Source organism: Frankia tisae (assembly GCF_025403405.1).
GTDB lineage: Bacteria > Actinomycetota > Actinomycetes > Frankiales > Frankiaceae > Frankia > Frankia tisai.
In genome coordinates this window covers 1-9464 of record NZ_JANEZT010000271.1, presented here as the reverse complement: position 1 = coordinate 9464, position 9464 = coordinate 1, and the positions used below count along the sequence as shown (strand labels likewise).

The following is a 9464-nucleotide window of genomic DNA, read 5'->3' as shown; positions in this document are numbered from 1 at the left end:
GATGGACCGCGACCCGCCCGGCGCGCGGGGCGCGCGCACCGCCGACCCCCGAACCCCCCGCCAAGGCGCCCTGCGCGAGGCCGAGATCGTCGCGTTCGCGCTGTCGATCATCGAGCGGGACGGCGTCGAGGGGCTGACGATGCGCCGTCTCTCCCAGTCCCTGGGGGTGTCCCTCGGCGCGACCTACAAGCACGTCGCGACCAAGGACGACCTGCTCCGCCTGGTGACCGCCGAGCTGTACACGCGGGTACTCGACGCCGACACCCCCGACGCGGACTGGCGTCCCCGGCTGCGCTCGTTCCTGATCCGGATGCACGAGGTCGTCGGGAGCTGCCGCGGCCTCGCCGCCCATCTCGCGGCGCACTCCGGCGACCCCGACACCGGCCGGCTCTACTACCCGTTGCACGCCGCACTCACCCGGGCCGGCTTCGCCCCCGCCGGCGCCGACCGGGTGCTGCGCGTGCTGTTCTTCTACACCTCCGGCGCGCTGCTGACGCCCGCGCCGGAGCAGGCCCGCGACCGGGCCGCCACCGATTTCGCCGCGGGCCTCGACATGGTGCTCGACGGCGTCGCCGATGCCCTCGCCGCCGAGCGCGCCGCCGCATCCTGAACCGGCCGGCGCCGCTTCCCGTCCGAACCCCGCACTCCTATTGACGTAAACGTGCCGGTGGGTTGCTAAAGTCCTAGCTCAGCAAGTGTCGTCCCCGCACGCGCGGGGATATCCCCAGCGCGACGTCGATGGGCTGCCCGCTGCCGAGGTCGTCCCCGCATACGCGGGGATCTTTCTGAGCTTCGGCACGATCCGACCGTGACCTGGCCGGGAAAGCCGGGCGGGCTGATGGTCGCCGGCCAGTGGCCCCCGTTAGCCCGAACACCAGCCCGGCCCAAGGGCCTATCGCGAGGGGTTCGCGTTGACGCCGGGGATGAGCAGGTGGCCGGCGTCGACGGGGATGGTCACGCCGGTGACGTTCGCCGCCAGGTCGGAGTTCAGATAGAGCGCGGTGTCGGCGATGGCCTGCGGGTCCAGGAACGTCGTTCCCTTCAGGGCGCCGTAGTGGTAGCCGCCCTCGATCATGTCCGCCTCGGTGCCGCCGGGGTGGCCGGCGAACATGTCCCAGGCGGCCTGGTGGTCGGTCATCGGGGTGAGGATCGCGCCCGGGTTGATGGAGTTGCAGCGAATCCCGTAGCGGGCCAGCTCCAACGCGATGTTCTTCATCAGCCCGATGACGCCGTGCTTCGCGGAGACGTAGTGGGCGTAGTTCTGGCCGGGCTCGAGGCCGTTGACCGACGAGGTGATGACGATCGAGCCGCTCTGGCGCTCGATCATGTGCGGGGTGACCGCCTTGGCGGACTTCCACACCCCGGTCAGGTTGACGCTGATCATCTCCTCCCACTGGTCCTCGGTGAGTTTCCAGAAGGGCGCCTGCGTCCAGATGCCGGCGTTGGCGATCAGAATGTCAATCTTTCCGAATTCGGCGATGCCCCGCGCGACCGCGTCATCGAGTTCCGACTGCGACCGGACGTCCGCCTCGATGGCCAGCGCCCGCCGGCCGAGGGCCTCGACCTGGGCCACGGTCTCGTCGAAGTCGGCCTGGATCGCCATCTTGTACGCCACCGTCGAGAGCTGCTCGGTGATGTCGACGATGATGACGTCGGCGCCCTCGCGCGCGCAGGTGACGGCGTGCGCCCGGCCCTGCCCGCGTGCACCACCGGTGATCAGTGCGACCTTGCCCTCGAGCATTCCCATCTGTGCCACTCCTCGCGTCTGATCGGTGTTGTTCGGATGCGCGAGCTCAGCGTTCACGCTGCGGCCCGACCTGGGTCAGCCGGCGGTCAACCAGCCCGGCAGACAGAGCACAAGCGCCTCGATCAGGCGCTCCGGCGGCCAGCGTTCCGGTGGGTCGGCAAGCCAGCGGCCCACGACGCCGAGCACCCCACCGGCGAGGAACCGCGCGGTGAGGGTGATGTCGACCCCCGGCGGGCGGCTGTCCATCCGCCCGAGTGCCTCGACGGTGTGCTCGGTGAACGCGTCGGCGATCGCCTGCACCAGCCGGGGCGCCGCGCCGGGCCCCAGCAGGCGGGCGTAGACGGCGCGGTGGGAGTCCACGAAGTGGACGATGTCCCGCAGCGCGCGCTGGCTCGCCTCGGCGGCGCTGACGCTGTGCCGCGTGCGCATCGCGATGTCGGCGCCCTGGACCACGTCGAACACCTCGCCGAGCGCGTAGATCGCCAGATCCTCCGGCGTCGCGAAGTGTGTGTAGAACGACGTGCGGTTGATCCCGGCCGCGCGGGCGAGCGCGCTGACCGACATCTCGCTCGGATCCGCCACCCGCACCGCCTCGTGAAAGGCGGCCACCAGCCGCGCCCGCGTGCGCACCGCCCTCGGGTCCGCGTTGTCGATCATCGGACGCTGGCGTGCGCCGCGGCTGAGGTCGCATTCCGGGCTCACCCGGCCGACGCTAGCCCTAACGGACACCTGTCGTCTACTGGTCCGTACTGCATCGTTCCAGGCCGATGACGGTCGTCCTTGGCCAGATCGGTCTGCCGGGGCGTACGGTCAGCCTCGGGGGATCACCGGAGCGTCGCGACCGGTTCCCGTGATCCTTCCGGTGCCGCTCGCGGGCCTCTCCTCGTGGTATTCCTGTTCGACGTTGACGGTCCAGACGTCGTGCTTCGCGTCGTCGAGGATGTTTTCGACGGTGAGCATCGCCGTCAGCATCGAGTGGTCGGCGTTGTTGTACCGGTGCATACCGTTGCGGCCGACCGGATGCGAGTTGGGTGCGTGCTCCGCGAGCCATGCCCGCATGATCTCGACGTTGCGCCGGTAGTGCTGATCATACGTCGGATAAGCCTTGGGGACCCGTACGACATAGCCGGCCTCGACGGCGCCCGGACGAATGAGCTGTAGGGACTCCAGTTCGGCGGTCGCCTGGGCGACAAGCTGGTCGTCCGGTTTCGTCCACATGTCGTCGCCCTCGAAGACGAAGAACTCCAGGCCGAGGCAGGTCCGTCCCTCCTTCACCAGGAAGGGTGACCAGGAGCCGTAATTCTGGATCCGGCCGACCCGCACGCCCGGGTCGTGAATGTAGATCCAGTTGTCCGGGAAGCTGAACTCGCCTGGGACGACGAGGGCGACGGTCAGGTAGTCGCGATAGCGCAGGTCTCGGGCGGCTTCGAGGACCGACGGGGGTGCGGGTGGGTCCATGCAGGTGATGAGCGTCGACAGTGGCATCGAGGAGATCACGTGGTCGGCGGCCAGCCGGTGCCGCTCCCCGGACCGGGAGGTGACGGTCACGGCGACCGCGCGACCGTGCTGCCGATGCACCGCGGTGACCGCGGCATTCATCGTCAGTGTCCCGCCCATCTTCTCGACCTTGCGGGCGGCCTCCTCCCACATCATCCCCGGCCCGTACTTGGGGTAGTGGAACTCCTCGATGAGGCTCGTGATCTCCTTCCGGTTCCGGCCGGGACGAAACGCGTCCAGGATCGCCGCCGCAAGAGACAGATTCTTGACCCGCTGTGCCGCCCAGTCGGCCGGCATCTCGCTGACCGGAATGCCCCACACCTTCTCCGTGTACGTCTTGAAGAAGGTGCGATAGAGTCGCCAGCCGAACCGGGCCACCAGCCAGGATTCGTAGTTGGCGTCCTGGTCCCGTGGCGGCCGGATGCGCGCCCGTAGATAGGAGACGATGGCGAGCGCGGCCTCCCCGGGTCCCAGGTTGTGCAACGCGTTCAGGGGCTTCAGTGGGTAGTCGTAGAGCTTTCCCTGGTAATAGATACGGCTCATCCGAGGACGGAGCAGGAAGTCGTCCTCGGACAGGATCTCGTGCCAGAGCGCGTCGACGCGGTCCACCCTGGTGAAGAATCGGTGCCCGCCTATGTCGAAGCGCCAACCGTCACGCACGACGGTCCGGCTGATTCCGCCGACCACATCGTCGGCCTCGACGACCGCGACAGGCGCGCCGCGGCTCGCGAGCTGGTAGGCGGCTGTCAGCCCGGCGGGGCCGGCTCCGATGATCACTGTCTGGGGATGGTCGGGCGTGGGCACATGATCTCCTTGATCGACGACAGGGTCGACGCGCGAGGTCCGCTCTCCAAGGGATGGACGATGATGTCTAGAGAGTTGGACATGACTGTCCAAAGATAGCCTGGGTGGGTGTCAGCCGATGCCACCAGGTCCCCCCGGTCAACCCGGCGCGGGCTTCCCGCCAAACGGGAAGCGATCATGGAGGCGGCGCTCGGCCTGTTCGCCCGACAGGGGTACGCGGCCACGGCCCTCGACGAGATCGCCGCCGCGACGCCCGTGTCGCGGCAGACTGTCTACAACCACTTCGGGGACAAGGAAACGCTGTTCCGCGCCGTCGTCGACGCGCATCTGGCCGCGACCCTCGACGTGCTGCGCGAGGCGAGCTCGGGCTTTCACGGACCCCTGCCCGACGCCGAGAGCTGCCTCAACGACCTCGCCCGCCGGCTGCTCGCGATCGCGAGCAACCCGCGCGCCGCCTCGCTGCGCCGACTCCTGCAGGCGGAGGGCGAGCGCCAGCCGGAGCTGCTCGCGCTCTGGCGCGACCAGGTCGCGGCGCCGGTGTTCGCCGAGGTGACCGGCCTGCTTGCCCGTCTGGCGCATGGCGGTGGGCTCTACCTCGATGATCCGACTCGTGCTGCAGGCCAGTTCATCGCGCTTGTGTGGGGAACCGGCTGGCAGCTCACCGTGCTCGGCACCATCGCCGGCGCCGCCTCCGCCGACCCGGGCGAGCGGGAACTCGACGCCGCGCTGCGATCCTGCGTCCGGCTGTTCGTCCGCGGCTACGGTCAGCCCTGATCGCGCCCATCCTGGCAGATAGGCCCAGTTGGCGGTACGGGCGCTGGCCCGACGGCACCTTTCAGGACGGGCTCCTCATGGACCTTCTCCACGAGGACCTGCGACCCGACCCAGCCACCCGCTGACGGCGCCACACCGGGGACGGCAACCCCGAGCGATCCGTACCCCACGGCGAACGCTCGACGGCCGGATCTGTCGGAGCGACGGGATGTCAGCGGTCTCGATGCCGGTGCGGTCCCGGCGTGTGGTGATGGCGGTGGTGCGCCTTGCCGGCGATCATCCCGACGGCGATGAGGGGCCAGGGGAACCACATGGCGCCGTGCGTCAGGATCGACAAGGTCAGGAAGAGGGCGAGAATCGCGACCGGGATCACGGCGTGCGGCGAGCCAACCGGCTCGAGCCCGTGCAGTCGATCGCGCAGGCCGGGACGCTGCGCCGACGGCTCGGCGGGTTGCGGCCTGGGCTGCAGGTCCGCGGTGAGTGGGGCGAGCTCGTCGAGGGTGCGGGCCGCGTAGGCGCGGGCCAGCCGCTCATCCGCCTCGTCCAGGGTGAGCTGCCCGGTGCCGGCCGCCCAGGCGAGCCAGTCGGCGGTGCGCGTACGGTCCGCGTCGCTGGCCCGCACACCGCCGGTGGCTCTGACACCGCCGGTGCCGAGGATCGGCGCGGGACCGTCGTGGTTCGGATCGCCCGGGCTGGTATGGCTCGGTGCAGGTCTGACGATCCCGGAGTCCGGCCTCGAGTGCGGGGCAGCGCCGTCCGGTCCGTTCTTCGCAGTGCCGAGATCCCGTGCGTCGTCCGTCATCGCCGCTCCTCCGCTGGAGGTTGCACCACCCATATCCACGTTATGTCGGATGTCCCGGCTTCGCTGCGGGTGCAGCCAAGCAGGCTGCCAGCGGTCCGCTTCTCAGCCTGCCGGGTGGGGCAGGGTGCTCGGCGGCCAGCCGGCCCGAGAGAAGTGTTCGCCCTGCAGGTGCAGGCGGACGATCTCTCTGGTGTAGGGCAGTGTCCGCTCGGGCAGCTCGTCGGGCGCGTACCACTGCAGCGCCGAGCACAGCTCCGGCTCCCGGATGGTTGGCTCACCCGCCCATCGGGCGACGAGGAAGCCGAAGCCGATCCGGGCGCCGCTGTCCGGCGGCAGGGCGTGGGTGACGCCGACGAAGACGACGTCGTCCTCCTCGACCCGCAGCCCCAGCTCCTCGTCCAGCTCGCGGACGGCCGCGGTCACCACGTCCTCGTCCGGCTCGAGACGTCCGCTGGGCAGCGCCCACCACCCGCTGCCGTAGATGTCCCCGGCCCGCCGGGTCAGCAGCAGCCGACCCTCGCGGACCACCAGCAGCAGCACGTCCACCGGTGTCCGGTGCTCGTCGCGGACAGCAGGCTCTCCGTCGTCGTTCACCCCGTCGACGGTATCCGCCGTCAGCGGCCGGGGATCATCGGCGACCCGCCTGGAGAGCGCGCATGGATGCCGCACTGACCCGCTCGGGATGGACGTGGTCGTCGAGGCCCGGCATCGGGCCGACTGCTCTGGTGGGGTCGGCTGTAACGCTGATCACGCGGCTCGGGAAATCGGGACGTTCGAGGTTGTCGATGATTGGATTCCGGGTTATCTGTGTCTGGGCGGGTGATAGGAAAGCGAACCGGTGGCCGGCAGGTGAACGGCAGGGAACGGGAATTTGACGTTTCCGTCGTATCTTCTTCCCGATTGATGCGCTCGTGTCTGTCGCGTGTAGGTGGCGGCATCCCGATGGCGGTGACTTGGTATGGTTCGCTCCGGTCTCTGTCTTTCTGATCGACCCGTGGATTGTCACCCCGTGATTTGGGGTGGCAAGCCAGGCCCTCCACTGCCCGTTTTCGGGTCGCGTCCTCTCCTGTCACGACGACCGCTCAGGGGTTCTCGTGTTCTCGCGCCACCGGACATCCACCCGCCGCTGCCCGCGCGCCTGGGCGGTCGTCACCGCGCTTGCCGTCGCGGGGGTCACGCTCGTGGGATGCGGACCGGGCGACACCTCGTCGGTCGCGGCCTGCGCCAGCCCGGGGGTGAGCAGCGACCGGATCGATCTTGGCGTGCTGTATCCGGACTCGGGGCCGGTCTCGCCGATCTTCGAGGCGGCTCGGGCGGGGATCGACGCGCGGCTCGGGGCGGTGAACGCCGCCGGCGGTGTCAACGGGCGGCGCGTTGTCTACCAGTGGCGCGACGACCAGGGCTCGCCGCTGGCGAACGGCATCGCCGCGCGTGACCTCGTCGAACAGCGGCGGGTCTTCGGCGTCGTCGAGCTGTCCGTCGCGGCGTCGGGCAGCGCCGGGTACCTCGCCCAGCAGGGCGTTCCGGTGACGGGCCTGGCCTCGGAGCAGGTCTGGTCGCAGGACCGGAACATGTTCGCCGCCACCACGGCCACCGACGCGGCCGTCGACACCCAGGGCCGGTTCGTCCGGGACCAGGGAGGCAGCCGTGCGGTGATCCTGCAGACCGCGCTGTCGGCGGGCATCTCCACCACCGCCTCGACGTACGCGCGCAGCCTGGCGGCGGCCGGCGTCCAGGTCCTGGGCGCGGTCACCTTCACCACGGGCGTCGACGATCCGGTGGCGGTCGCCCGGCGGATCGTCGCCGCCCGCGCGGACACCATCGTCGGCATCATCGAGCCGAAGGACCTCGTCGCGGTCCTGACCGTGCTGCGCAACGCGGGCCACAACCCGAAGGTCGTCCTGTCCGCCAACGGGTATGACCATGCGTTGCTGCATGCCGTCGGTCCGCAGGCGGCGGGAATCTCCGTGCCGGTGTTCTACCGGCCTTTCGAGATCGGCGGGCCGGGCATCAGCGCCTATCTCGCGGCGATGCGCCAGTTTGCGCCGCAGGTCGCCCAGCCCGAGCAGGATATTGCGGTGATCTCCTACATCAGCGCCGATATCTTCCTGCGCGGTCTGCAACTCGCCGGGAGCTGCCCGACCCGGCAGGGATTCATCGACGGCCTGCGCGCGGTGAACAGTTACGACGCCGACGGACTGATCAGCACCATCAGTTTCCGGGACGGCGCCGCCCGCCCCACCACGTGCTATTCCTTCGTCCAGGCCAATGCGGCCGGCAGCGGGTTCGTCGTGGTGGAGCCGAATCTCTGCGGCCACGAGCTCAGCCCCTGACCACGGCACGAGCACCAGAGCGGAGCTCAGAGGGTCGAGTAGAGTCGCTCGGCCTGGTCGCGCTTGGTGTACAGCTCCCAGTAGATCTCGGCGATCGTGTCCGCCTGGGTCTCGGGGCCGCCACGGCCGATGAAGGTCGCGAGTGGCACGTGGGCGGCGTACACACCCTTGTCGGCGAGGGAGGCGTTGAGCGCCAACACCCAGTTGCGCAGTGCGGCGGTCGCGAGGCCGACGTTGCCCATCCGGGGGAAGACCAGCGCGGACGAGGCTCCGGTGGTGACCAGCAGCGTTCCGGTGCCGCGCTCGATCATGCCGGGCAGCACGTGCTGGATCGCGGTGACCGCCCCGTACACGTAGTACTCGATCTCCGGCTGGATGCTCTCCACCGTCACGTCGAGCGCCTCGACGATCGGGTTCAGGGCATTCTGCCGCCCGGCCGGCGCGGGGGAGTACTCCAGCACGTCGATCGGGCCGAGCTGCGCCTCGGCGCGGGTGAGCGCGTCGACGAGGGACGGCCGGTCGAGGACGTCGGCGGCGAAACCGGCCGCCGTGATCCCGTCCTGGGTGAGCTGGCCGGCGAGGTCGTCGAGCTTCGCCTGGTTGCGGGAGAGCAGCGCGACGGCGAAGCCCTCCCGGCCGAAGCGGCGCGCGATGGACAGCCCGAGTCCGGGCCCGGCCCCGATGATGGCGATGGTCGGCATCTGCCGTTCTCCTTGCGTCGTGGAAAGCGATGCGGCGTGGGGAGCCGCGGGCCACTGTAGCGGATGCTCCGGGATCGGAACGTCCGAGATGGGAACGTCCTGCCCCGGACGGTATCCGCTAGGATGACACCCGTGCCCGTGCCGTCGCCTCCCTCCGCGAAGTTGTCGGTGGACCCGACGGCGATGCCTGATGGGGGCAAGGCTGCCGACGTGCAGGCTGCCGACGTGCAGGCTGCCGACCTCACCTGGCTGCTGAACCGGGCGGCCGCGCGCATGCGGGGGGAGCTCGACGCGGTCGCCCGCGGGCACGGCCTCGCCGGCGTGCGCGACTGGATCGTGCTGACCGCGCTCGGCGTCGAAGGCGGCCGCACCCAGCTCCAGCTCGGCCGGGAGCTCGGCGTCGACAAGACCACGCTGACGTCGCTGCTGGATCGGCTCGAAGGCGACGAGCTCGTCGTGCGCCGCCTCGACCTGCGCGACCGGCGCGCCCGCATCCCCGAGGTCACCGAGGCCGGCCGGCGGCTGCAGACACGCATCGCCGTGGCCCGCGACGAGGCGGAGGCCCGGCTGCTCGCCGCGTTCAGCCCGGACGAGCGGCGCCTGCTGCGCGTGTTGCTCACCCGGCTCGCGGACTCCACGGCCGCCTCCGGCCCCTGCCTGTGAGGGGAACTTGCCTGTGAGGGGCTGCCAACTGCTGCGGTTTGAGTGCGTGGTGTGATGCATGAGTGAACTTGAAGTAGTGGGCTGAGCGTGAGGGTGTGCATCACGTCACTGCGTACCGTTGGTTCCGGGAAGGCAAGCTGCCG

General features: G+C 70.1%; 10 protein-coding genes. 4 read left to right on the top strand and 6 right to left on the bottom strand.

The features are described 5' to 3' along the window. Positions 1–610: TetR/AcrR family transcriptional regulator (locus NBZ85_RS22205; protein WP_261560429.1), on the top strand; the 610-nt coding region annotated here is incomplete at its 5' end. A 282-nt stretch (positions 611–892) separates the two neighbouring features. Here the strand turns inward: NBZ85_RS22205 and NBZ85_RS22200 are convergent. From NBZ85_RS22200 to NBZ85_RS22190, 3 genes are all read right to left on the bottom strand, one after another. Continuing rightward, positions 893–1747: a mycofactocin-coupled SDR family oxidoreductase gene (locus NBZ85_RS22200; RefSeq protein ID WP_261560428.1), complete on the bottom strand. Its 855-nt coding sequence runs from the start codon at positions 1745–1747 to the stop codon at positions 893–895. A 75-nt stretch (positions 1748–1822) separates the two neighbouring features. Then, positions 1823–2404 (bottom strand): TetR/AcrR family transcriptional regulator, encoded by a 582-nt coding sequence (locus NBZ85_RS22195; RefSeq protein WP_261562529.1) that lies wholly within the window; start codon positions 2402–2404, stop codon positions 1823–1825. Positions 2405–2557: 153 nt separating this feature from the next. Beyond that, a complete protein-coding gene (locus NBZ85_RS22190) occupies positions 2558–4048 on the bottom strand; it encodes an NAD(P)/FAD-dependent oxidoreductase (RefSeq protein WP_261562528.1) in 1491 nt (496 codons plus the stop codon). Between the two features lie 177 nt (positions 4049–4225). On the opposite strand from NBZ85_RS22190, the gene NBZ85_RS22185 reads away from it, so the two are divergent. Continuing rightward, the gene (locus NBZ85_RS22185) at positions 4226–4822 is read left to right on the top strand and encodes a TetR/AcrR family transcriptional regulator (RefSeq protein WP_261559666.1); all 597 of its coding nucleotides are present in this window, start codon (positions 4226–4228) and stop codon (positions 4820–4822) included. Between the two features lie 211 nt (positions 4823–5033). On the opposite strand, the gene NBZ85_RS22180 is transcribed toward NBZ85_RS22185, so the two are convergent. After that, positions 5034–5624 carry a DUF1707 SHOCT-like domain-containing protein gene (locus NBZ85_RS22180; protein ID WP_261559668.1) on the bottom strand — a complete coding sequence of 197 codons (591 nt, stop codon included), beginning with the start codon at positions 5622–5624 and terminating at the stop codon, positions 5034–5036. A 102-nt stretch (positions 5625–5726) separates the two neighbouring features. Further along, positions 5727–6218 carry an NUDIX hydrolase gene (locus tag NBZ85_RS22175; RefSeq protein WP_261559670.1) on the bottom strand — a complete coding sequence of 164 codons (492 nt, stop codon included), beginning with the start codon at positions 6216–6218 and terminating at the stop codon, positions 5727–5729. A 500-nt stretch (positions 6219–6718) separates the two neighbouring features. On the opposite strand from NBZ85_RS22175, the gene NBZ85_RS22170 reads away from it, so the two are divergent. Continuing rightward, positions 6719–7957: an ABC transporter substrate-binding protein gene (locus NBZ85_RS22170; RefSeq protein ID WP_261559671.1), complete on the top strand. Its 1239-nt coding sequence runs from the start codon at positions 6719–6721 to the stop codon at positions 7955–7957. Positions 7958–7983: 26 nt separating this feature from the next. Here the strand turns inward: NBZ85_RS22170 and NBZ85_RS22165 are convergent, their stop codons facing one another. Then, positions 7984–8658: an SDR family NAD(P)-dependent oxidoreductase gene (locus NBZ85_RS22165; RefSeq protein WP_261559677.1), complete on the bottom strand. Its 675-nt coding sequence runs from the start codon at positions 8656–8658 to the stop codon at positions 7984–7986. A gap of 183 nt (positions 8659–8841) precedes the next feature. On the opposite strand from NBZ85_RS22165, the gene NBZ85_RS22160 reads away from it, so the two are divergent. Continuing rightward, positions 8842–9321 carry a MarR family winged helix-turn-helix transcriptional regulator gene (locus NBZ85_RS22160; RefSeq protein WP_261562527.1) on the top strand — a complete coding sequence of 160 codons (480 nt, stop codon included), beginning with the start codon at positions 8842–8844 and terminating at the stop codon, positions 9319–9321. Positions 9322–9464 lie beyond the last annotated feature (143 nt).